This window comes from Candidatus Uabimicrobium amorphum, assembly GCF_009002475.1.
GTDB classification, from domain to species: domain Bacteria; phylum Planctomycetota; class Uabimicrobiia; order Uabimicrobiales; family Uabimicrobiaceae; genus Uabimicrobium; species Uabimicrobium amorphum.
This window is the reverse complement of sequence record NZ_AP019860.1, coordinates 5,100,284-5,123,139: the sequence shown is the minus strand read 5'-3', so window position 1 is coordinate 5,123,139 and position 22,856 is coordinate 5,100,284. Positions and strand designations below refer to the sequence as shown.

Annotated in this window: 15 protein-coding genes and 1 other RNA gene; 9 read left to right on the top strand and 7 right to left on the bottom strand. The window is 40.6% G+C overall.

Annotated features, from left to right (window positions below):
- Nucleotides 1-268: 268 nt before the first annotated feature.
- Nucleotides 269-1,690 carry a DUF4932 domain-containing protein gene (locus UABAM_RS18525; RefSeq protein WP_151969495.1) on the top strand — a complete coding sequence of 474 codons (1,422 nt, stop codon included), beginning with the start codon at nt 269-271 and terminating at the stop codon, nt 1,688-1,690.
- Nucleotides 1,691-1,754: 64 nt separating this feature from the next.
- Here UABAM_RS18525 and UABAM_RS18520 read toward each other — a convergent pair whose 3' ends face one another.
- Nucleotides 1,755-3,908, bottom strand: a complete 2,154-nt coding sequence (locus UABAM_RS18520) for a C25 family cysteine peptidase (RefSeq protein ID WP_151969494.1) — start codon at nt 3,906-3,908, stop codon at nt 1,755-1,757.
- Between the two features lie 145 nt (nt 3,909-4,053).
- Here UABAM_RS18520 and UABAM_RS18515 point away from each other — a divergent pair, with 145 nt between their 5' ends.
- Nucleotides 4,054-5,079 (top strand): dipeptidase, encoded by a 1,026-nt coding sequence (locus UABAM_RS18515; protein ID WP_151969493.1) that lies wholly within the window; start codon nt 4,054-4,056, stop codon nt 5,077-5,079.
- Between the two features lie 63 nt (nt 5,080-5,142).
- Nucleotides 5,143-5,544, top strand: a complete 402-nt coding sequence (locus UABAM_RS18510) for a hypothetical protein (RefSeq protein WP_151969492.1) — start codon at nt 5,143-5,145, stop codon at nt 5,542-5,544.
- Nucleotides 5,545-5,727: 183 nt separating this feature from the next.
- Here UABAM_RS18510 and UABAM_RS18505 read toward each other — a convergent pair whose 3' ends face one another.
- From UABAM_RS18505 to UABAM_RS33485, 5 genes are all read right to left on the bottom strand, one after another.
- Nucleotides 5,728-7,005 carry a hypothetical protein gene (locus tag UABAM_RS18505; RefSeq protein WP_151969491.1) on the bottom strand — a complete coding sequence of 426 codons (1,278 nt, stop codon included), beginning with the start codon at nt 7,003-7,005 and terminating at the stop codon, nt 5,728-5,730.
- 11 nt (nt 7,006-7,016) lie between these two features.
- The gene (locus tag UABAM_RS18500) at nt 7,017-7,370 is read right to left on the bottom strand and encodes a hypothetical protein (protein WP_151969490.1); all 354 of its coding nucleotides are present in this window, start codon (nt 7,368-7,370) and stop codon (nt 7,017-7,019) included.
- On the bottom strand, nt 7,367-7,861 hold the full coding sequence (locus tag UABAM_RS18495; protein ID WP_151969489.1) for an RNA polymerase sigma factor: 495 nt from the start codon (nt 7,859-7,861) through the stop codon (nt 7,367-7,369). The genes UABAM_RS18500 and UABAM_RS18495 overlap by 4 nt, the downstream gene beginning before the upstream one ends.
- Nucleotides 7,862-8,056: 195 nt before the next feature.
- The gene (locus UABAM_RS18490; protein ID WP_151969488.1) at nt 8,057-8,407 is read right to left on the bottom strand and encodes a hypothetical protein; all 351 of its coding nucleotides are present in this window, start codon (nt 8,405-8,407) and stop codon (nt 8,057-8,059) included.
- A gap of 204 nt (nt 8,408-8,611) precedes the next feature.
- Entirely contained in the window at nt 8,612-14,467 is a 5,856-nt protein-coding gene (locus UABAM_RS33485) for a HEAT repeat domain-containing protein (RefSeq protein ID WP_173013406.1), read from the bottom strand.
- Between the two features lie 325 nt (nt 14,468-14,792).
- Between UABAM_RS33485 and UABAM_RS18470 the strand changes: the two genes are divergently transcribed.
- The 6 genes from UABAM_RS18470 (at nt 14,793) to UABAM_RS18445 (ending at nt 21,560) form a co-directional block, all read left to right on the top strand.
- The gene (locus UABAM_RS18470) at nt 14,793-16,046 is read left to right on the top strand and encodes a tetratricopeptide repeat protein (RefSeq protein ID WP_151969487.1); all 1,254 of its coding nucleotides are present in this window, start codon (nt 14,793-14,795) and stop codon (nt 16,044-16,046) included.
- Between the two features lie 153 nt (nt 16,047-16,199).
- Nucleotides 16,200-16,661, top strand: coding sequence for an SsrA-binding protein SmpB (smpB, locus tag UABAM_RS18465; protein ID WP_151969486.1), 462 nt, complete (start codon nt 16,200-16,202; stop codon nt 16,659-16,661).
- 12 nt (nt 16,662-16,673) lie between these two features.
- Nucleotides 16,674-17,037: a transfer-messenger RNA gene (gene ssrA, locus UABAM_RS18460) on the top strand.
- Nucleotides 17,038-17,161: 124 nt separating this feature from the next.
- Nucleotides 17,162-18,880, top strand: coding sequence for an acyl-CoA carboxylase subunit beta (locus UABAM_RS18455; RefSeq protein ID WP_151969485.1), 1,719 nt, complete (start codon nt 17,162-17,164; stop codon nt 18,878-18,880).
- Between the two features lie 4 nt (nt 18,881-18,884).
- Nucleotides 18,885-19,442, top strand: coding sequence for an acetyl-CoA carboxylase biotin carboxyl carrier protein (locus UABAM_RS33775; protein WP_229759274.1), 558 nt, complete (start codon nt 18,885-18,887; stop codon nt 19,440-19,442).
- A 132-nt stretch (nt 19,443-19,574) separates the two neighbouring features.
- Complete coding sequence (locus UABAM_RS18445) at nt 19,575-21,560, top strand: hypothetical protein (protein WP_151969484.1); 1,986 nt, start codon at nt 19,575-19,577, stop codon at nt 21,558-21,560.
- A gap of 204 nt (nt 21,561-21,764) precedes the next feature.
- Here the strand turns inward: UABAM_RS18445 and UABAM_RS18440 are convergent, their stop codons facing one another.
- Nucleotides 21,765-22,844, bottom strand: coding sequence for a hypothetical protein (locus tag UABAM_RS18440; protein ID WP_151969483.1), 1,080 nt, complete (start codon nt 22,842-22,844; stop codon nt 21,765-21,767).
- Nucleotides 22,845-22,856: the final 12 nt, after the last annotated feature.

The following is a 22,856-nucleotide window of genomic DNA, read 5'->3' as shown; positions in this document are numbered from 1 at the left end:
CGAAGCCCTGTCATCGCAAAAGCTTTTGATCAAATAATTTGAGTTAAATTACGCAAAGCTGATTCGGATCATCCTCTACATTAAATCTTGATCCGAATCATCTCCCCTTTCATTGATATTTTATTCGAATCACTCCCTCCCTTGGTTGTTATGTGATTCGAATTTTTTTTGGGTTTGGTAGCTTTGATAATCATTTAATTCGCATCATCTCTCTTTTTTGATAGCTATTGATTTGAGTCATCTTTTTCTATTTTCCGTGGAGTTTCAAATGTTTGTCTTCAAAAAAATTGTGTTCTTTATATTTTTTATCAGTACCGTTATTGTCCAATTGGCAGCGCAACAAGCAATTCTACAGCCTCCTAAAGTGGATAAACGCGTCGAACTTTTGAGTATCGCATTCCGATTAGCAGATAGCCGTGAATACAACTCGAAAGCATTTCCCAAATACGTAAACAATATCGAAAAGCATTTTTTTAAACACAAAAATCACAAACTCATTTTCTTTATAAAAAACGTTTTGCGGAAAAAAGGAATTTCGTTTGATGCTGTCATGTCCATGGCGGTGCGTATTAGTCAACCTCCTGAAATTAAGCTATTGCCAGACATCAAGAATATTGATGAGCGGTGGGAAAAAGACGATATACAAAAATTTGTACTCTTACTCAAAGACTTTTATATGGAAGCCGACTGTGAAACTTTTTTTCGCGACAATAAAGCGCTGTACGAAATTGCGTCGCAAAGATTGGGCAAAGTTTACCAACAGTTAGATCTGGATTGGTACTCGAATTTCTATGGTTGCCCTCCTAAGGGCAAGTTTGTCATTGTCTGTGGTTTAGGAAATGGCGGTGGCAATTATGGACCGAGTGTAACGGTCAATGGACAAGAAACTCTCTATGCGATTATGGGAACGTGGAAAGTAGATGAGGCGGGAATACCCGAGTATCCAATAAAACAATGTTTTCCCACTTTACTCCATGAGTTCAATCATTCTTTTGTGAATCCTTTGGTCATAGAGTACAAACAAGCGCTCGAAAAAAGCGGTAAAATTATATTTCCTTATGTGGAAAAAAAGATGAAAAGTCGTGCTTACGGAAAATGGACAACAATGTATTTTGAGTCGATTGTACGTGCATGCGTGATCCAATATCTTAAAGACCACGGTTTTGACAAAGACTACGTTCGCAAAAGAGTAAATTACGAAGTGGGTAGTGGATTTTTATGGACACCTAAATTGCTTGTTGAACTAGAAAAATATGTACAAAATAGGGAAAAGTACTCCACGCTAGAGTCTTTTCTGCCAAAATTGGTCAAATTTTTTGATAAATTGGCGGCAGATTTTCCTGCATTTGAAGCGGAACTTGATAAGACGCGCCCAAAAGTAACGAAATTAGAACCTTTTGAGAATGGAAGTCAATGCGTAGCACCAGACACGAAAGTTTTAAAAGTCTTTTTTGATCGTGAGATGCGCGGTATGGGTTTTAATTATGGATCAAAAGGTAAAGATGCATTTCCTGATGTGGCAAAGGTGGTCTATTCTGCAGATAAAATGTCGATTACCATTGAGATGAAATTACAAGCTAATAAAGAGTATCAAATGCTTTTGTGGGGCGCATTCAAAAGTAAAGAGGGTGTACCACTTAAAGACTTTGAAATACACTTTAAGACAACTGATTTTTCCAAAAATAACTAGGATATTCTCACAATAAAAAGGCACAGCAAACGCTGTGCCTTTTGTACCTACCACAAGGAATAAACTAGTCAATAGTAACTTGTGTTTGGTATGGATAAAGATTTTCACCGGTAATTGTCAAAGTAAAAGTACCTTTTGCTGTTGTAGGTAAAGTGCAGTTACCTTGGGCATCGGTTTTTACCACAATTTGCGTGTTCTCACCATACAAGCACACAGTAGCGTTCGCAATTGCTTTACGTGTATTCTTGTTGCTTACCTGTAAAGCTAAACTGTCCTTGCTACGTTTTTGCGCTACTTGCTGATCTTGTAGAGTACCTGTCCAAATTTGCATTTCAGGGTCACCAATGCAGTGAAATAGATAGAACTCTGTTTCGGTGTAATCGTAAGCGGTTCCAAACGGGTTACTTGGATAGTTCAATGCCAAATACATTTTTCCGAAGTTAAGAACCACACCAAGCTTTTTGGAAAAAGAATGTTTCGCCGGAAGTTGAACACCAGTGTCCAAACAATCGTAAACTTCTGTTCCGTACAAGCAGGTATAAAAACCATCGCAAAGACGGTCATTCCACCATGAATAACTCACTCTTGTCGAACCTAAAGCCGACACAGCTCCCCCATTTGGATTTTTAAGAGCGGCTTCAACAAAACAATCGCTAGAATAGTCCATTTGTCCTGTTAAGCAGTTGATCGAAAAAAGAACCGGAAGCTTGTCGCCGTTTTTAAGAGCGGTAACATCACGCTTATGTACAGGTGGCTTTCCCCATCCTGTAATAGATCCGTGATCGCGATGTTGCACTAAAAAAGCACCTTCTTCCCAAAATTTTAGAGTGTTTTCACGTGCTTCAACAGACGATACGATATTTTTCGTCCACTCTTGTGGCATACGACAGCCAACAACAGGTCCTTGTTCATCGCGAATGCGATCGCGGTAGGTTCCTGGTTTTGCGGGATCGTCTTGCGCTGTGGTACGGAAAAAATATTCGAGGTGTCCTAGACCGCTAGAGCCAGCACCAATGGTTCTTTCCGGGAAAGTATAAAATTTGTTTAAGCTATGATGAATGGTAAAAGCGGTTTCACAGAATAGTCGCTCGGCGACGTTTTTCTTAGAATATTGGTATTGGAACTCACCGCATAATAGAAAACGTTTTTGCCAATCACCACGTGGCGGCTTGCGTTGATAGTTTTCGATTCTCTGCATTAAAAGATCGGCTTCTTGTTGATTGCGTGCAGGGATACGTCCAATGTATACATCTGGATAATAGTCATCGCCCTCTAAGCAACTGTAGTAAAGATCACTGGGTACAGAAGCGTCTTTCAGACCGAGAATTTTGCAATTTTCTTCTCCCAAAGGGTGACGATTCGCATTGTCTTTGGAAAGAGGTATAAGGTTGTGTCCGCCGATTAGGGTGACAAACGCCACTTCTGGATAATGTTTTTTGATGGTCGCGCGAATTTCTTGCGAAGAGGCACGACTAGAAAGAACTTCGATTTTGGTTTGTAGACCTTTTTGGTTTTTCCACTGCGCAAAACTTTGTGCGTGTTTTTGCAGCTCAGGGGTGGTCAAGATCAAATAGGTGGAGATATTTTTTGTGTTGCGCGCTGGTTGATAGTTGAGTACCAAACCTTTGGCAATCGCGTCCATTTCGCCATCGGTGTTGGCCAATGTACGACTACCACCTTCAAAATCAATGGCCACTTCGATATTTTTATGCACCACAAGTTCGCGAGTTTTGGCAATGTATTGACAAGGATTAAAGCGTACCAAAGCCAAACGACGACCACGCATAATACCATCATAGGCAATTTCTACAGAATTTGCAGGAAAAAGTTCATCAGAACCGTAAGCATCGCGGTCCATATGAAAAGTACGTACTAATTTTTCCTCCCCCACGGTATCAATTTGTGGCTCTTGTGCTGGTGCCAAAGGCTTTTCCAGTTCCACAATTTCATTTGTGGCATTCAAAATGCGCACGCGAATAGTCGCACCTTGGGGAACTTCAATGAATGCTTGTTGACTAGGTATGCTAGGCTTTCCTACGGCATATAAGCCACTACCACCGGGAAATTCTACCTTGCTATACTTTTCGCCACTTTGAACTTTGAAAGACTCCAATTTCCATTGAAGTTTCACACCACCGCGCTGTGCATCGAGTAAATTGATTTCACCCGCAAACAGAAAACACGACAACAGAGCGGCTAATATTGTGTATCTTATCATTTTAAACTCCTTATGTAAAAGAACATAGATCTAGAGTAATCTAATTTGTAGATGAAGTCAAAATGAAAAAAAGAACGTTTCGCTGGCAATTTACTGTTTTTGGATGTATAAAAATAGTTATCAATTTCAATATACGGAGATATAGATGTTCCATAAAAACTCGTTACCTATATTTGATGGACACAACGATAGCCTTGCACGTTTTTTCTATCGGCATGATGAGCGCCAATCTTTTTTTGATATGCACACTGTAGGGCATATTGATTTTCCACGCCTCCAGCAAGCAAACTTTATGGGAGGACTATTTGCGGTATTTGTTCCTGCGCCCGATGAAAAAGCCACATCTCGCGACAAGAGTAAACTAGCCCCAGCTCTGGACACCATATATGCGTACCAACATACTTGTAAGATGATCGAGTTTATGGAGAAAATTTGTGAACATCCACAAGTTTTTCGTTTTGAAAACGCCAGTGATTTACAAAAGTGCTATGAAGAAAAATGTCTAGCAATAGTGCTACATTTTGAAGGGGCCGAAGCAATTATCGATTTGGATAAGCTTGAATTTTTTTATGAAAAAGGACTGCGCTCTTTGGGACTAGTATGGAGCCGTCCCAATCAATACGGTGTTGGAGTCCCATTTGTTTTTCCACACACACCGGATATTGGTCCCGGCCTAACCGACAAAGGTAAGGAATTGGTAAAAAGATGCGATGAACTAGGTATCGTTGTGGATGTATCGCATCTAAATCAAAAAGGTTTTTGGGACGTGGCAAAGATATCACAAAAACCACTTGTGGCCACACACAGCAATGTACACGCAATTTGCCGTTCACCGCGAAATTTACTCGATGACCAGATAAAGGCCATCGCTGACTCTGGAGGTGTGATCGGCATAAATTTAGGCGTGCCATTTATCCGAGAAGACGGCAAAATCAATCGCAATACGTCGTTAAAGGACATCGTCGCACATTTTGATTATATCGCGAAAAAAGTAGGAGTTGACCACGTTGCCTTTGGTTCCGATCTCGATGGTATGTACATGGCAAAAGGTGTCAAGGATGTGACTGGTTTGCCAAAAATAATTGCGCGACTACATGAGAATGGATATAGTGAAGATGACTTATGTAAAATGGCCTACAAGAACTGGTTTCGCATATTGCGTTTGTTATAACAGAACTTTGGTAATCATTTTCGCGGTGGTATCCGTAGGTGGAAAACATTAGGAGAGAGCAATTTGTTAGAAGTTAGCTATAGTCTTTTGACTCAAGAACTCAGTATGGAAGGTAGTTCACAGCAGCTACGTGATTTTGTGGATGTCATTGAACGTTGCTTGGTGGATAAACATTGTGAAGTAAATTTGATCACTAATTTTGATCCGTCTCCTTATGACAGAGCACTGAATGGTTTAAAATTAGTGTTCTCCGATTCGAAAAACGAGATTCGCGTGGTCGATGATTGTCTAATCATTGAAGGCAACGAGGAACTTTTCAAAAGTTTGGCAATGAATCTACCGTATGACGCTGAAGATCCCACCTCTGGTATTCCCTATCACATAGAGTACGATCGTATCTCTTTTGGACATATCCTGAATGACAATTCTTTGGATATGAATATCACAAAAAAACGCGAGGACTGATGCATAACAAAATGTTGTAACTTTGGCTGCAACAAATAAAACAATAAAAACAAACTAAAGCGTGTTACGCCTCTCCCGTGGGAGAGGCATGAGGCTTGTTGCTTTCAGCGTAGCTGAAATCTACAAGACGATGGTGAGGGCACCAATACGAAAACGATACTCTTTTCTTAAATCAAACTATTCCTATCGCGGGTATTTTTCCTGCTCGCTTATTTTTTCCCCCACATATTTGCGACAATCCCAGTGTAAAGTATCATCTTTCACCGTGACCGTATAAACAAATTTGCGGCCACTCACGGTCTCGTCGAGTTCTAACACAAAACCAGAACCTTGTTTTTGGTATTGCAAGTCATCACTAGAATACATGCCAATGGTTCTTTGCGGTAGAGACTCCGGAAAATTTTGGTTTTGTCTATAACGAGAAATCAATTGCAACAGTGTAGATGTCATCGCAATATTCGCATGCATACGTAGTTGCGTTTCGTAAGTTGCCATGGGAGAAATAAAGCGTACACAAAAGTGCTTTTGCGACAAACTATCCTTCAACTCTTGGTACTTCTGCTTACCCAAGCGGTAAGGTAACTGACAAATCGCCGCAATATCATGTGCATGTGTGACATACGCATCTAACCCGCCGGTCATATACTGAGCCAACTTTTCACGAGTAGAAATTTCTGTTGTAGGAACACCAAACAGCGAAGCGAGTTTCTTCACATCTTGCGCTTGCGGAAAGGTATCTTTTGCAGCGAGCTTATCAATGAACTCCTTATGTTCACCACTTAAGGAAAACGAAAGAAGTTGCCATACACCGCTGAGGTCATTGCGTTGTAATTTCTCGCGATAAGGTGCTAAAAAATATTGTGCTTCCATTTTAAAAGGTTTGTTCAAATTCATATCCGGTAGCATTTTTCCCAGTTGTTGTTGTGTCGCCTTCGCGAGATCCTGTGGAAAATCCTCATGGAGATGCGTATTGCGAATCGCCGACAATGACATTCCCAAACTAGCATAGCTCACCAAATAAGAGATCAATATTGGATCTTGGCTCAGGTGGTGGCTAAAACGCATTGCCGTTAAATATCTCTCTCCCGCTGTCTCCCAATTTTTTTGTGAAGCACAATGTAAACCACTTAATACCACCAGTCGAGAGAGCTCCATCATTTTGGCAAGGTGTGGCAGCAACATATCTCCACCCTCTTTGTATTCTGTCGGTAAGACAAAACGACAATGTGACAATTTAGATGCCTTGGTGACCTCGCGGATCGCCGTTTCGTTGTTAGAAAACAGTTTACCAAGCTCACCATTTTGCGCCATTTGTGCAAATTGAGAACTATTTTTGTGTTTTTCGTCAAGGTCCTTTGTTGTTAGTGCTGTCGCTTTCCAATAGATTACCGCCGCATTTTGTGTTTGATCATCGGCCAATACAAAGCTCATTATGCAAAGAATAGATATCATACATTTCATAATTTCGTTCCTTAATTATTGCTAAAATCCGAAAGGTTTCGCGACGAAGCTTTGTATAATTGGCGCGAAAAGGAAGAAGAGTCTTTTTGAGTAAAGTCAGGGATTTCCCCCGTAACGATTACCTGACGACGCATATAAGAAAGTCGTGCTTTGTGCATTTGTGGTTTCGCTTTGGCCACCACAGGTGGTTGTGGTGTTGCTTTATCAAAAGCCAGAAACCACACCCCACAAAAACTAACGACAAAAAGTGCCGCGACACTAATATACGACCAATAGTTTTGCGTACCAAAAATCTTACGACGCAGAGCAGGCGAAGGTTTGGCTTCGAATGTTTGTAAATACTGTTCGAATTGCTTGTCGTTCATGAAATCACCTCGTGAGAATGAAAAATGTCTTTTAGATGTTTGAGAGCATATTGATAACGAGAAGCCGCGGTATTCGGCGAAATTCCCACCGTAGTACCAATTTCCTTAAAGGTCAAATTTCCCCAAATTTTTAGCACCACAACTTCTCGTTGCTCTTGTGGAAGAGAAGACAATCCGTTTGTTAACGTCGCACGTTCTTCCTCTTTCTCCAGCGGGTGCGTAAACCACACTTGGGAAACTTCCTCATTAAGCGATTTTAACTTCACCACACGCTGATAATTCATACAACGATTGCGTACCGCTTGCATGAGATAACTTTTCGGAGAATCCGGCACATTTTCGTTTTTCAGTAGACTCATAAAAATTTCCTGAACAACATCCTCTCCGGCCTGAAAATCGCCCAGGAAGCTACAAGCATACAATGACATAGCGCCACAATACTGCTCAAAAATATCCTGCAACTGTGCTCTTTTACTTTTCCACCATTTCATATATGTACTCGATAAATATTAGTTCTGTTAGTTAAAGCTTCGTCTATATTAACTAACGCTGAAATTGCGTCACTACAAAAGAGACACAGAAAAGAAAAAATTTGTCTATAAAATTTTATTTTTTATTAGGGCGTGTCATCAATTAAACAAACTTTAATTGATGACACGCCCTATTTTTGATAGCAAAAGGTAGGTTTATTTTTGGGCACAGCGTTTGATCTCTCGTAGTGTAAGATGATAGAAAAATTCGTATGTTACACCAACGGCAACAAAAAATAACCACCAGCCAAACCGTTCAAAAAATTTTTGACTAGAGGCACCTATCAGTATTGTTGATATTAGGCAATGTAAAATAAAAACGACTATTGTATATAGCAAAGCCACAGTAGTTTCTTGAGATTTTGCCGAAAAAAATAGTGCGGTATTGATGAGGATAATACGTGCATACATATAGCAAATACCAATGAGGACTAAACGGTGCGTAATATGAAACTTGCGATTGCAGTAGCTGCTTAGAAAGTGGGAGGTGAAGTAGAATACATTCATGTGATGCGGCCATCCTGAGTATGTCTGTATCGATGCAGTTTCGTAATTTGATGTTAAATTATAGCATAGACGTAGGATGTTTACGATGCATTGTTTAGACAGTAGAGATAGATATTGGGTTGTGGTAAGAAAAAATCGTCTTTTGCGTAGGCGAAGATTAAAAAAATCAAGAGAAAGGTCAAATGACCTTTCTCTTTTTTATTGCTATTGATCAATTACAGTAAGTGCTTTTTTCGCTGCGGCGCTAAATTCAGGATTGGGGTCTATGGCCATTTCTCTTAAAACCGGGATCGCCGACTTGGCGTCTTGTTTTAAAAGCTCTAGAATGCGTATAGCAGAAACTACGTTAATGCTACCATAGCGGCGGCGAATAACTTGCTTTAGATATTGAACGGTGTAGGCCGCATCAATTTCTTGCAAGTTTTTAATAATAAAGAACTGATTTTCCGGCTTTGTTTCCAGGAGTGCGATCAAAGAATCCACAGCTTTGGTTTTCAAGCCTACTTGTGCAACAATTACCCACGCCAGAACTTTTTGATCTGCCGTAAACTTTTTGTTACTCAAAATGTACTTACATGGTTTTAAAACGTATCGACGTTCCTTTGGTGTCGCAATCTTTGAAACAGTTGTTAGAATCATTGAGTGCATTTGTGGTGGAGATTTACGCAACTGTTGCATCAGTTTCACTGTTGCTGCGTGTGCTACTTTCCCCATTTTTCCCAATGTATCCATGGCAACCGTCCGCACTTGTGGCTTTGGATGTGTTGTGTATTTAAAGACCTCTGGTACAGCGGGCTTTCCTAGCTTCACCAATACTTCCTCGGCTTTATTTCGCACATCTTCGGACTCATCTGTTAGTTTCTGTGCAAGTTTGCGCACCACGGACTGCGATTTAATCTTGGTATTACTCAGCGCTTTTATGGCAATCAAACGAATTTCTTCGTCTTCGTCGTCTAACCACTTAATGATGAGGTTGATGTCTCCAGAGCCTTCGATGTCTAAGACAAGTTTTTGTGCTAATTTGCGAATTTCGACATTGTCGGAGTTCTGCAATGTTTTCAATCCTGTAAGTGCCGCTTGTCTTTCACCTTCGACGGCTTCAATTTCACCCAGAGCGGTCAGAACAATATCTTCATCGTCACTGGTGAAAAATTTACTGATGTACAACATTGCGTCGGCATCTTCTAACTCAAGTTTTTCCTGTACCTCAAAAGCAATAAAAATCGCAGATTCTGTCAAATGAGGATAGCGAGTTGCCATGTTGTGTAGATAGTCGAAGCCATTGAATACCGCGACAGTGTATAACGCCGCTTCTTGTTTTGTCTCTTCTGTCGCTTCATCTTCATCATCTTCTTCGTCGTCTTCGTCATCTTCTTCGTCGTCTTCGTCATCTTCTTCGTCGTCTTCGTCATCTTCTTCGTCGTCTTCTTCGTCGTCGCCTTCGTCATCATCAGCATCGTCTTCATCGTCATCGCCGTAGTCTTCGTCGTCATCGGCATCTTCGTCGTCGTCGCCTTCGTCATCATCAGCGTCGTCTTCTTCATCGTCGCCTTCGTCATCGTCAGCATCGTCATCATCATCGTCGTCACCGTAGTCTTCATCGTCATCGGCATCTTCTTCGTCGTCGCCTTCGTCATCGTCAGCATCGTCATCATCGTCGTCGCCGTAGTCTTCATCGTCATCGGCATCTTCGTCGTCGCCTTCGTCATCGTCAGCATCGTCATCATCGTCGTCACCGTAGTCTTCATCATCATCGGCATCTTCGTCGTCGTCGCCTTCGTCATCGTCAGTATCGTCTTCATCGTCGTCGCCGTAATCTTCGTCATCATCACCATCGTCGTCATCGCCTTCATCGTCATCCCCATAAGGATCTTCGGTTTCTTTTTCGAGGATAGGCAACAACTTCGCCATGATTTCATCTTTGCGGTCTGGAAAATTTGCTAAGATGCGAATGGCAGATGCAGAAATAGCAAAGTCTTCATTATCAATCAATGACATACATACCGCATACATTTTCTCATGACTGACACCATAAGACTGGCTTATTTGCAATACCAACTTTTTAATTTCTAAGCTTTGATCTAGACCCGAAACGAGAATGTCAGCATCGCTTTGTGTCGCATTGTAGTCACCACTTTCTAAGTCTAAAATTTCGAGTAAGTTCTCGCGAACAAACGCATTATCTGTCAACAGTAGTGGTAACAAACTAGGAACAACACCTTCAGGGTCGTCACTTTTGTATTTTGTCAGAATAGCCGTGGCCATAGGTCTGACAGGATGATTGTCACTGATTAACTTGACCAAAGATTCCACAAAACCTTTTTGAATTTTGTGCTCAAAATCCGTCGAGATCACATTGTCTACATAGATTTTTTTCGCTAAGTTTATCATGTCGTTGTCTTTACTACGTAGAGCACGATCTAAAACAACAGCGGCACCTGTAGAAACACGATCTTCTTTGAGTAAAATTTCGGCCACCGCTTGCTGCTCAAGCTGCGTACCGTTTTTCAAACGCGACATAAAAACATCAACGGCAGGTGTGACATCGTCATTCCAACGTTCATGAAAATGTAAGAACCAACTCGCTGCGGCCAATCTGGTTTGTGGATCATTGGCTTTGACAAGTTCTAGTAAACGTTTTTTCACCATTGGGCGTACTTCATTTGCTTCTAGTACATCATCTCCGGCGCCAATACGAATGAGTTGCATGGCCGCCCAACGACTACTTTGTTCATTACTACCTTTCATCAGTATATTCACCAATGTAGGGGTAACGCTGTCTTTCATCTCAAGGTAAGCTTGTGGATGGTTACTTGCAATACGACGTAGCGCTTTGATACGCAATTCGGTATCTTTGTGCTGGGTGTTTGCCACAAGACGTTGCAAAATAGGAACCGCTGCTTGAGCCTCGATAACGGCCACAGCAGCAAAGGAAGCATCGCGTACGGTGATTTGATCGTCATCAAGTGCTTTTTCTAGAGCTTCAGCGGCTGGGGTAGCATCTGTTTTCATCTTAGCAAGTGCATACCCGGCATCGCGACGTATGTATTCGTCTTCGTTCTGCAATGCAGCGATGAGCGGTTCTACTTCGCGAAGAACACTTAGCACCTTTACAGCATTTCGACGTACGAGTTCATTGTCATTATCAAGTTCAGCGACAACAGCATCCTTTATCTTCAAAGATGCTTCGCGTGGAAGAACTTTGAGGTTTTCTAAAGCGGCTATTTTTAAATCGGCATCTTCTTCTTGTAAAGCCTTGGTAATTAACTGTAGAAACTCATCGTCACTAAGGGAACCATGAGATGCAATAGAGGTCAAGGCCGCCACTTTTTCGCGATCATATTTGGTGCTTAGTAAAAACTCTAACGCGGCGATCGTCTTATGTTGTGGGTTAATTTTATTTTTAATCTGCTCACGTGTGAGTTTATTCAAATGCGAAAGGTAAACATCGTTAAAAAACAACTCGGATTGATAAGACTTTCCTTCGAAACGAATTTGCAAATTTTCTAACTCTTGCTTTGCTTGTATTACTTCAGGCATTGAATTTAAGTTTAGTTGAACACATCGACGTAAAAAGATGGCCGCGTCGTCATATCTTTTCTCCACCAACTTCATCATGCCCAGGTAATAGTAGCAAAGAGTATGTTGTTTTTCTGAAATACCAATGTTCCAACTCTGCGCTTCATCTAGTAGCTCATCCGCGCTTAGCTGACCCGTGATATAATTTGAAAGTTGCTTGCGATATCGATCGCGAATATCCGTGTAGCCACTGATAATTGTCTGAATATTTTTATGTGCTTGCTCTTTTTCGTTGAGTTGCAAGGAAGCAGTAGCTTTGACAAGAAGAGCAATTTTCTTTTCTAGTTGTGGAGCGTTTGCATCTTCGAGTAATCTGTCCAATATTATTTTTGCATCGGCAAATTGACCACGTAAATTGTACATGTTGGCCATACCAAGTAGGGCGCTATATTTCGCCTTACCGGTGTAAGCTTCATTACTGTATACCTCTTTGAATAACTTAGAAGCTGCCGCATAATTTTTTTCACCTTGTCTCACCAAAGCATGTGCTAAGGCGTTGGCAAAAGCGGGATAAAGTTCATTGAACGATTGCGGTTTTTGTTCAACGATGGGTTGCAACTGCGTAATGAATTCTAAAAAGTCTTTTTTATACGCGGAATGTATACTTTGTAGAAGTGTTTGGATGTATAGGAATTCATATTCTAAATCAAATCCCAACTCTTGAGATGCCAAAGCAAAATATTCAGGTGCTTGTGGAGTAAATAGATACGAGGAAGCGTTGTATAGTTGAATATCAAACAACATTCTACTCGTATCCTGGGTGGGGCGCTTGCGCAATTCTTCGAGAGCCCGCTCCATGTCGTTTTGCAAAAAGAACAAACGACCGCGAATGGTATATGCTTTTGCTGATTTATCGACGAGCTTTTGGCGCTTCTCTTCGAGCTTTCCCTTGTCCGCTTGATTTAAATTCACCTCAATTTTTGCTGTGTCTCTATCAATTTTGCGCAAATATTTGAACGCATTGTCGATATCCACTTGCGCTTGTTGATAACTATATACTCTCTCATTGAGTTCCGCTAATTTTAAATAGTTATCCGAAGACTTCAACATCGCTTCTTCATGACTAGGATCTTTTTGTAAGACGCGGTCAAATAATTGTTGACGACCGATGGGATCTTGTTGGAAGGCTTGCGTCTCTGCTTTTTCCATGAGTTCTTTGATTTCAATTTTTATGATCTCGTCAATAAAATATTGAATTCCCAAAACAAAAGCGAACCCCCACAACGCCACAAAGACAACAGATAGACCATTACCTAACCACGACGTAGATGCGGAACTTTTTTCCGTTTGTAACTCTGTATGAATTCCCGAGAGTTGATTAAGGCATTCTTGCGCCTGAATACGCGATTCTGAGTCGTCCATTTGATGTACATTTTCGGCATATGGTTTCACCAAGCCCAAAACACGCATCACCTCAGATAGTTTTTGGCGTACTTCTTCTATTTTACTCGGGTTACCAACAACCACTAAGTTTTCCAAATCAAATAGGGCTTCTTTAGAGGTTACGTCTTGTACTTGACGTCCGGTATGGTAATAAATCCAAGTACGGCGGTAACTTTCTACACCTGCCTTAATAAGAAGTGAAATCACAGCAATGTCCAAAAGCAAACGCGTTAAGAAAGTGGCGCCCAAAAATAGATATCCACTCACCTCAAGATTTACCACATTTACTGCGTCTAGTAAGTCTAAAAACAGCTGTGTGCGAATAAAGTTTTGAATTCCAAGAAAAAGGAAATCAGAACGATCCGGAACTAAGATCACTGCTTCGGGAGAAAACAAAAACGCCCAGCGAAATAGTTCTACCATACTTACGTAGTATAGCGGTATCATCAAAAGAACCACACTTTTTTGGTAGTCCAAGTCTTCGGATTTGCGCCGTGCAACAATGGTATACATGATGTATAACAGTACAGCTATTGCGCACACCAAACCAACGATATTATCCTGACCAAGTAAGAAGATCAAAAACGGTATCGCCCCGAAAAACAAAAAGATTTGCAAGATAAAGGTAAAAAATTTGGAGATAAACCCTTTAGAGGTTTTATATCCGCTGCGCCAAAAATGTTGAAAGGTGATGGTGCGAAACATCGGCACTAAAATTTCACGAAACAAAAAGTTGTCGGCGAAATAGAATACTGCTTTTACCGCATTTACACCGCGGCGTACAATGTAACCTTTTTCACATTTCGGACATATAGATTTTCCCCATGAACTAAAGTGTTTAGGAAGCTTGTACACAAAAAGCGCATACAGTGAGAAAACGACCAATCCCACAAGTGCTCCTAAAGCTTCTTTTACCCACGGAGTAGATAAAGAAGGATTATTTTTTAATGCCTCTATGTCTCCTGCGAGCTTCCACCCTACAAAAACAACACCAGCAACTACGGCCAGTAGTAAAGTACTGACAAACATAGTTGCTAATTTGTATTTTCCGGGATAAACTCTCCAGTCTTTACAAGAGCATTTTCTATGCATTTCCATAAGCATTTCTAGCAAGAAAAATCTTGCCATCTCCTATTAGGGTATACATCAATTTCCAAAATAGACACTACATTATACTCCATTTTGGAAACATTTTACTAGCAAAATAGAATTCGTAATAAATATGTGCCGAATGTATTTAGCGTAAAACGCCAAAAATGACAAGTAAAAAATAGTGTAAATTTCGCTCATCCAGACACATAGTGTTTTTTCACTAGTTTTTAAAAGTTTAAAATAGTACCATAGAAAATTATAGTATAGTGTATGATTTTGTGCTTTGCAACTTATTGAGTAGATTGTTACTAACGTTTGGGATGGTAGTATTATGGATGAAGATAAAAGAACAAATTTGCCGGCCGTTCTTGGCTCTTTTGTGGTAGGTATATTGTTACCAGTATTTGTGTGGTGGGCGATTCCAAGTGCTGAAAATCGAAATACAACATCAAAAACGGAAAATGCAAAACAAACAACAGCAAAAAAAACGCCCACGAAAACAACGACACAGTCGCAACAACAATATTTTGCAGATTCACTTCGTGCATACAACAATGGCAATTGGTATGTTTCATGGAAAAAAGTCCAACAAGCTTACGAGATAGACCAACAAAATCCGCACTATTTATTTCATCGTGCACGAATGCTGCACTCAGGCAGAGGCATTATGCAAAATATCTCACTGGCCCAATCCATCGCAAAATCACAATATGACCGCTTACTAAATCGCCAAGACAATTTTAGTATTTTTGCGATTGCCGTTATGAACTATTGGGGGTTAGGTGTCGGTAAGAATTTGCCTCTTGCGCGAAAACTTTTTGAAAAACTTGAACAGCAAGGTTATGCTCCTGCCTTGACAAGCCTTGGATCCATGTACTCCTCAGGACAGGGAGTGCCACAAAACCTACAAACGGCAATTCATTACTTCCGTCGCGCAGCGCAAAACAATAACGGTCTTGCGATAGGAAACCTTGCACAATATCACTTTGTGAGGCAAAGTCCGCTATTTAATCCACAACAAGGTATTGAACTTTACCAGCAGGCGGCAGATCTCGACAATTTACAGGCAATACATTTCTTGGCCAATCTACATTTGAATGGGCAATTTGTTCCTAAAAACATACAACAAGCAAAAAATTGGTTACAAAAAGGGATTGAATTGCACGATCCGCACTCCATGTTCCTAATGGGAAATATTCATCTAACGCTCAATGATATTTCCTTAGCAAAAAACTGGTTTAATAAGGCCATAGAAAATCAAAATCCTTTCGCAATGTATGCGATGGGTAATCTATATTTGAAAGAAAAAAACTACCCCAATGCCCAACGATGGTTTTTAAACGCTGCAAATCGAAATTTTATCAAAGCATGGACAGCCCTGGGTCGTATGCATTTTTACGGACAAGGTGGAGCAAAAAATTACATCAAGGCTTTGCAATGGTTTGAGAAAGCAGCGAACTATCGCGAGCCGGAAGCAATTGCATTTTTAATCGAAATTCACAGCAATGGCTTGGGTGTACCGCGAAACCAAGAAAAGGTACGCCAACTAAAACTGTTACTGCAAAACAGACAGCGATTTAAATAGAAAAATCAAATAACCTTGACCGTAATGAAAGTCTTTTATTTCGGCACCCGTCGCAACAGATGGCGATTATCATGGAGTAAATATTGACAACCTCTTGTAAATATGGTACTCTTTGGCAAAACTAAAACTAATTTGGTATAAAATAGGTCCGACATGAAAAAAGCACAAGGAAACATCAAAATCATCTTAAAAAACAAAAAAGCATTTCACAACTACCACATTCTTGATAGGTTTGAGGTGGGAATTGCTCTTGTGGGGACGGAAATAAAATCCATCCGCAATAGTAAGGTCAACATCGGAGATGCGTTTTGTAAGATAGATAAAAATGAAGAACTTATTTTATTCAATATGAATATCTCAACCTACGAAAAAGGTGGGTATTCAAATCACGATCCATTACGACCGCGAAAACTTTTAATGCACAAACGTGAAATACGGCGTTTGAAAGCAAAATTGCAACAAAGAGGTTTTACTTTAGTACCTGTAAGTGTCTATCTAAAAAATGGCCGCGCCAAATTAGAACTTGGCCTTGGAAAAGGAAAAGACACTGCTGACAAAAGAGAAACCCTTAAAAAGCGCGAAGCGCAACGTGAAATTAGCAAGTTTAAGTTTTAGATTTCTACAAGCGGGGGCGAATATGGTATCGACTGGGCAAAGTGCTGATGAGAGTGGCGTTTCGAGGTTCCAGGTGGCCTCGTAAAACCCTGGAAATAAATTTAAGTGCAGAAAATAACGCACCTTTAAGAATGGCTGCTTAATAAGCAACCTTCAGCTCCTGTGTCTTTCTTGCGTGATACGGTCGTAGCTTAAAAAATAGCGAGATAGTTTTATTTTTTACGCCTGAGGAAAATAAAGCGAAACTTTTGATGGCTAGTGTGTATGGCGTTTGTCTATTAGCAAAATATACACGAAACTGATTAATAGACTACAAACGTAGAAGCTTTTGTCAAACTGTCGCAGGACGTGGGTTCAAATCCCACCGCCTCCACCACTTTCACAAAAAAGTGAAGTTTGAATACTAGATAACTAGTTCAAACTTCACTTTTTTTCCTCAAAATAATATGGAGGTATTCCCTCCAATCAATCTCTTCACTTATTCACTTCAAGGAAAAATTATGGCTAGAGTATTACTAAAACGCCTTGGATCTCCTATTGAAAAATTTACTTCTTCCCAGGTCTTTCAAGAAAATAAAGACCACATGGTAGAACTGGAAAAAGACTACACAGCAAAAAGGCAAGAGGTATTTTCGGGTTGGGGAGAAAAGTATGTTGAGCGCATACATAAAAAAAAGAAACTCACAGCGTGGGAGCGCATCGAACAACTCAAAGATCCAGGTTCTAAAGTATTTCCCATCGGTACCTTTGTCAACTACGGCTATGATTTTGACGGGCGTACTTCTCCCGGAGCAGGTGTCATCACTGCTTTCGTTCGCGTAGCCAACAAATACGTAGTCGTAATCGCCAACGACAACACAGTTGCCTCCGGCGCTTGGTGGCCACAAACGCCCGAAAAAATACAACGTGCACAAAAAATCGCACTAAAACTACGTATACCTGTTGTCTATCTCGTGGATTGTAGCGGATTGTATCTTCCCGAACAGTCCAAATCGTTTCCAGGTTTTACCGGAGCGGGACATATTTTCAAAATGAATAGCCTGCTGAGTAGTCACCAGGTTCCTCAAATTACCGGCGTTTTTGGCGATTGTATTGCTGGTGGAGGCTATATGCCCATTATCAGCGACATCGTGTATATGACCGAACAAGCATACATGGTCATCGCCGGAGCGGCACTCATCAAGGGAGCAAAAAGCCAAAAAATGACCTCTCTAGGCATCGGAGGACCCGACGTTCACGTACATATATCTAACTGTGCCGATTACCGTTGCCCCAACGATGAAACGCTACTAGAAAACATCCGACGTGAAATACAAAAACTACCTTCCTCTGCAGCAGATTACTACCGATACGGAGGACAAGCGGCAAACCCTCTATTTCCGGCAACTGAGTTACAAGGTCTATTCCCCAAAGATTACCGCATAGCATACGACATGCGACAAGTCATCGCACGTTTGGTAGACAATAGTTTGTTTTGGGAAATATTACCTGACGTAGGCAAAGAAATGATTTGCGGTGTGGGAAAAATAGGTGGTTTGTACATGGGATTTATCGCCAACAATATATACCTAACCGACCATCCCACCCAAGCAGGAAGCAAAAGACCAGGAAGTATCCTCTACCAACAAGGTATTGCCAAAATTTCGGCCTTTTCGCGTGCATGCAACTCCGATGGTATACCGATTATTTGGCTGCAAGATATATCGGGATTTGACATTGGTGCCGAAGCCGAAAAACAAGGACTCCTTGGATATGGATCCAACTTGCTATACACCAACTCTAACAACGAAGTTCCGATGATTACCGTTTTGCTACGCAAAGCTTCCGGAGCGGGTTATTATGCCTTAGCAGGTGCCCCATACGATCCCGTGTTACAAATATCTACGCCCATCACGCGCTTGTCGGTAATGGATGGCAAAACATTGGCCATTGCAACTTACAATACACGTTTGGACGATAATTTTGAAATTGCGACATCTGACCCTGAAGAACGCGCCAAAATAGAAAAGGGCATGGCGGATGTTCAGGCCCGTATCGAAAAAGATATGGACCCTATTGTCTCCGCACGGCAAATGGACACAGACGAAATTGTATTTATGCACGAATTGCGTGAATACTTAGAAACCATCAGTGAAATGTGCTACCAAACAACAGGGTATCGCACAATCAAAAATCCACGTATTTGGTCAATCCATGATATAAACGCATTGCAAGGATAAAGATATGGAAACAGCAATATGCGAAGCTACGCAAAATGGTTTTGTGGTAAAATCTCCCGCAGTTGGTGTTTACTGCAATCCACCGAGAAATGGTGCTCTTATTAACAGTAAAACGACTTGTGGAACAATTCGTATCTTAGGACAAAAATTTCCGTTACAATTGCCGGAACACGTTCAGGGAATCATAAAATTCACAAATCGTGAAGAATCGACAAATGTGGGATATGAACAGGAACTATTCCACATTGAAAATGTAGAGAGCCTTACCACAACAGCGGCGAGCGAAGCCGATGCGCAACAAGAAATGCAAAATAAAAATGTTGTCGTTGCCCACACCGACGGCATGTTTTACCGCCGACCAACACCAGAAGAACCTTGCTATGTCAATGTAGGTGACGAGGTAAAAAAAGGTCAAGTACTGGGACTTGTCGAGGTAATGAAAACATTTAACCAAATTTTATATAGCGGCGAAGATTTACCTGAAACAGGAAAAATAAAAGAAATATGCGTGGAAGATGGTGAAGAAGTAAAGAACAAACAAGTTTTATTTGTCATAGAATAATTCGCAATAAATATTCCTTCTATTATGAAACTTTTTTGTTTTTTGAGTGTCTAACCATCTACCGTTTATAACTTTTTTACTTTTGCAGTTCTACAAAACTGTAAAAGCATCTATGTTTATATGGAGTTTTTCATGAAAAAAACTTTAATCATACTAACCATGTTGTGCAGTGTTTTCTCTTTTGCCAACGTTCTAGAGAAAGCAAAAGCACTCAAAATAATTCCTAGCGATACCTGGGTCGCGGTCATGGCAAGTAACCTTGACGACCTGACCCTACGCCTAGGAAAAGAAGACATCATCAATAAATACAGCGATGTCTACAACGCAATGGTTGGTGAAGTCACCAAAGTAACAGGTGCGAATCTTTTTACTCCAGAAGGTTTAGCACAAAAAGGTATTGATATCACAAAACCATGCGGTTTCGTGGTTTTCGATGCGGAAAAAGAGTACCTTGGATTTACCGTTACCTTAAACGACAAAGAACTCTTTCGCAACTTTGTTATGGAAATATCAGAAAAACAAGGTGACAAGTTAGGAATAGAAAAAGTCGGTGATGCCGAACTCATCTACCCCAACAACGGATCTTTCAAATCAGGTATGGCTTTACGCGACGATCAAATGATTTTCTTTATTGCCGACCGTTATCGTTATCGCAAAATGGCTCTTGAATTCCTAAAAGGTTTGGCGGCAACAAAAACCGAAGATTCACTCGCCGGTAACGCCACTTTCCAAGAAAGTGTCAGCAGCCTAAATTTTGGTAAAGATTTTGGGGTATATGTAAATATCGATACCATTTTAAAGAAATCTCCTCTGGGTGGTAACCAAGAATTAATTGAGCAAATGTCAGGAAAACCTGCTTTGGCAATCGGTGCTGAATTGCACAGCAACTCTCTACAGTTCAAAAGTTATTTCCACATGAGCAAGAGCGCTGTTTTGGGAACATATGTACAAGACAGTCATGTTCCAAATCTTCTATTCGCACTCAACGAATCACCATTGATGTATTTCAGTACTGCGCTAGATATTCCTTCCTTGATGGAATCACTGAGCTCTTTCGCTCCTCCACAACAAATGGAAGAAGCCAACCAACAAGCCCAGGGAATGTTTGGCATGTCTTTTACAGAGTTGGTCACTCTGTTTACTGGTGAAATGGGTTTTGCGATCACCGGAAACGTCGATATGGCAAACTTTACTCCCGACTCTCTAAAAGAAATAAATGGGAGTGTCAACATTGGTATTACAAATCACGAAAAAGTGCAAGGTTTATTGGACAAGATGATTGAAATGCAAATGTTTCCGATACCTGTACAAAAAGAAGATGGCGTCTACAAGATTGCCACACCTGAATGGAAACCAGTTAGTGTTGCCATTACCAATGACCATATTGTTATTTCTAGCGATCAAAACGTCATTGACAACATGCAAAACGGAGTCAATGGTAATGTTACCAACCAACTAGTACAACTTTCGAGCCCTACATCTATCTTCAGTTTGGATGCAAAAGTATTTGGCTATTTCCTACTTTATAGCGTGATGGGAAAACACTCAGACTACGCAACATCAGCCAAAGAAAGTGTATCGGCAACCGCAAAAGTTGCTGATAACTCCGGCGTTCCTTTTTCCGAGGAATATCTCGCGAAGCAAAAAGAGCTTGAAGAATTAAGAGCAGCCAAAGAAAAGGCTTTGAATGATCTAAGAGACGCTCATGAAAATAAATTGGAACAACTACGTAACGAAACAAACAAACTCAATAGCGAACTAGAACAAAAAACCACAAAAATTGCGATGGACATCATCGGTCGCTTGGGACATGTAACACTTGTCTCACACAAGACGAGTACTGGTGTACGTATGAGCGGCGGACTTTTCATTACCGTGGATGCAAAACAATTTGCGATGAATATGTTCGATGATATCATGGCCATCAGTCAAATAGAGCAACAACGTAGCCAAAATAGAAGACAGCGCTGGCAAAAAGAAGATCAATACTACAGTGAATATCGCAAAAACCGCGATAGCACAAGAGAAGAATACAACGCCAAAGAATATAAACTAGAAGATGAATTACGACAAATTCGCAATAAAGACGTCGAAAATCATCTCAATAAAGACAAGTAATAGAACAAATAAAACCCGTCTAGATATTTATAGACGGGTTTACTAACTTCCCTTAAATCAAACCACGCCACTTTTGACCTACACACCATACGCTTTTGGACATCTTTCCCAACAAAAAAGCACGCCATTCTACTAGCGTGCTTATACTATGCATTTACAAATCAAATATCGAAATATATCATTTGGTGTATAAAGTAATTTAGTTTAGTCTGTTTTATCTTTTTCCCACTGAGCACTGGTGGCGACCGCCCAACCTTTTAAAGCGTTTATATCTTCAATATAAGTGTTTAATTGCTCCACCGCATTTTCGGGCGTCCATGCATCACCACCATTGCCCCATGCATCGAAATGGGTGATCACATCATCAATATCACCGGTGTCATATGGGAAGTCTACACCGAAAGTGCCTTTCCAGTTCATAATGTTACTGGTATTTTGCGAGACACGTCGTGTACCAGCATCCTTTGCTAGATAGGTACCGTTAAATTTGTTTGCCAACGCCTGTGGATCGTTGCGTAGCTTTTCTAATTCGGGAATAACTTTACCTTCGTAGTCACTGCAAACATCGGTAATACCTCCGCTGAAAACAGCGTTTAATAGAGCCATCGCTTTTATCAAATCTAACGGATTCATACCTGTCTTCTTCAATTCATCGGTTGCTTGGACGAAGGCAATCGCATTTTTTTTACTGCTTTGGAATTTCTTCAGCCATTTTTTGGGTTTTGTTTTTTTTATTTTTTTGCTAAATTTTTCGGCTTCGTCTTTTAACTCATTCACAGCGTCTATGGCGATTTGCATTTTGGCAATTTTTTTCTTATTTTTTTTCGCATTTTCTTCTAACGTTTCTTTTTCCTCACCAAATGCCTCCGCAGCTTTTTCCGCAAGATCCGCGGCTTTATTTAATTCATTCATGAGATTACTGACCTGTTTCCACCCGTCTCGTCCAAGTTTAACGGCATTGGTAACATCCGCCGCTTTGGTAATTTTAGGTGAAAAGACATCGGGAAAAACAAGGTTGTCTTTGTTATCCGATATACTTTTGTGATTTGCTTCCACTCGTTTTAGCACATCAGCAAGACCCGTTTTGTGTTTTTTCTTCGACAAACCAGCCTTTTTTCTTTGTTTGCGCCAACCTTTTACCGTCAAAATATCCTCAAGTTTTTTGTTGAGTTTTAATGACTTAATATCGGCATCTAGTTTTTGGCCGTCTTTACGGCTAAATGTATCCGCAGAACTAAAAGAAGCAACAATAAAAACAAACAGCATGAGCATTATCTTTTTCATATGATTTCTCCA

What these genes read in the sequence shown, in the direction of transcription:
- UABAM_RS18490 (WP_151969488.1), bottom strand. Translation starts at nt 8,407, where the DNA reads ATGAATGTATTCTACTTCACCTCCCACTTTCTAAGCAGCTACTGCAAT.
- UABAM_RS18470 (WP_151969487.1), top strand. Translation starts at nt 14,793, where the DNA reads ATGGATGAAGATAAAAGAACAAATTTGCCGGCCGTTCTTGGCTCTTTT.
- UABAM_RS18445 (WP_151969484.1), top strand. Translation starts at nt 19,575, where the DNA reads ATGAAAAAAACTTTAATCATACTAACCATGTTGTGCAGTGTTTTCTCT.
- smpB (WP_151969486.1), top strand. Translation starts at nt 16,200, where the DNA reads ATGAAAAAAGCACAAGGAAACATCAAAATCATCTTAAAAAACAAAAAA.
- UABAM_RS33485 (WP_173013406.1), bottom strand. Translation starts at nt 14,467, where the DNA reads ATGGAAATGCATAGAAAATGCTCTTGTAAAGACTGGAGAGTTTATCCC.
- UABAM_RS18500 (WP_151969490.1), bottom strand. Translation starts at nt 7,370, where the DNA reads ATGAACGACAAGCAATTCGAACAGTATTTACAAACATTCGAAGCCAAA.
- UABAM_RS18455 (WP_151969485.1), top strand. Translation starts at nt 17,162, where the DNA reads ATGGCTAGAGTATTACTAAAACGCCTTGGATCTCCTATTGAAAAATTT.
- UABAM_RS18525 (WP_151969495.1), top strand. Translation starts at nt 269, where the DNA reads ATGTTTGTCTTCAAAAAAATTGTGTTCTTTATATTTTTTATCAGTACC.
- UABAM_RS18495 (WP_151969489.1), bottom strand. Translation starts at nt 7,861, where the DNA reads ATGAAATGGTGGAAAAGTAAAAGAGCACAGTTGCAGGATATTTTTGAG.
- UABAM_RS18520 (WP_151969494.1), bottom strand. Translation starts at nt 3,908, where the DNA reads ATGATAAGATACACAATATTAGCCGCTCTGTTGTCGTGTTTTCTGTTT.
- UABAM_RS18440 (WP_151969483.1), bottom strand. Translation starts at nt 22,844, where the DNA reads ATGAAAAAGATAATGCTCATGCTGTTTGTTTTTATTGTTGCTTCTTTT.
- UABAM_RS18515 (WP_151969493.1), top strand. Translation starts at nt 4,054, where the DNA reads ATGTTCCATAAAAACTCGTTACCTATATTTGATGGACACAACGATAGC.
- UABAM_RS18505 (WP_151969491.1), bottom strand. Translation starts at nt 7,005, where the DNA reads ATGAAATGTATGATATCTATTCTTTGCATAATGAGCTTTGTATTGGCC.
- UABAM_RS33775 (WP_229759274.1), top strand. Translation starts at nt 18,885, where the DNA reads ATGGAAACAGCAATATGCGAAGCTACGCAAAATGGTTTTGTGGTAAAA.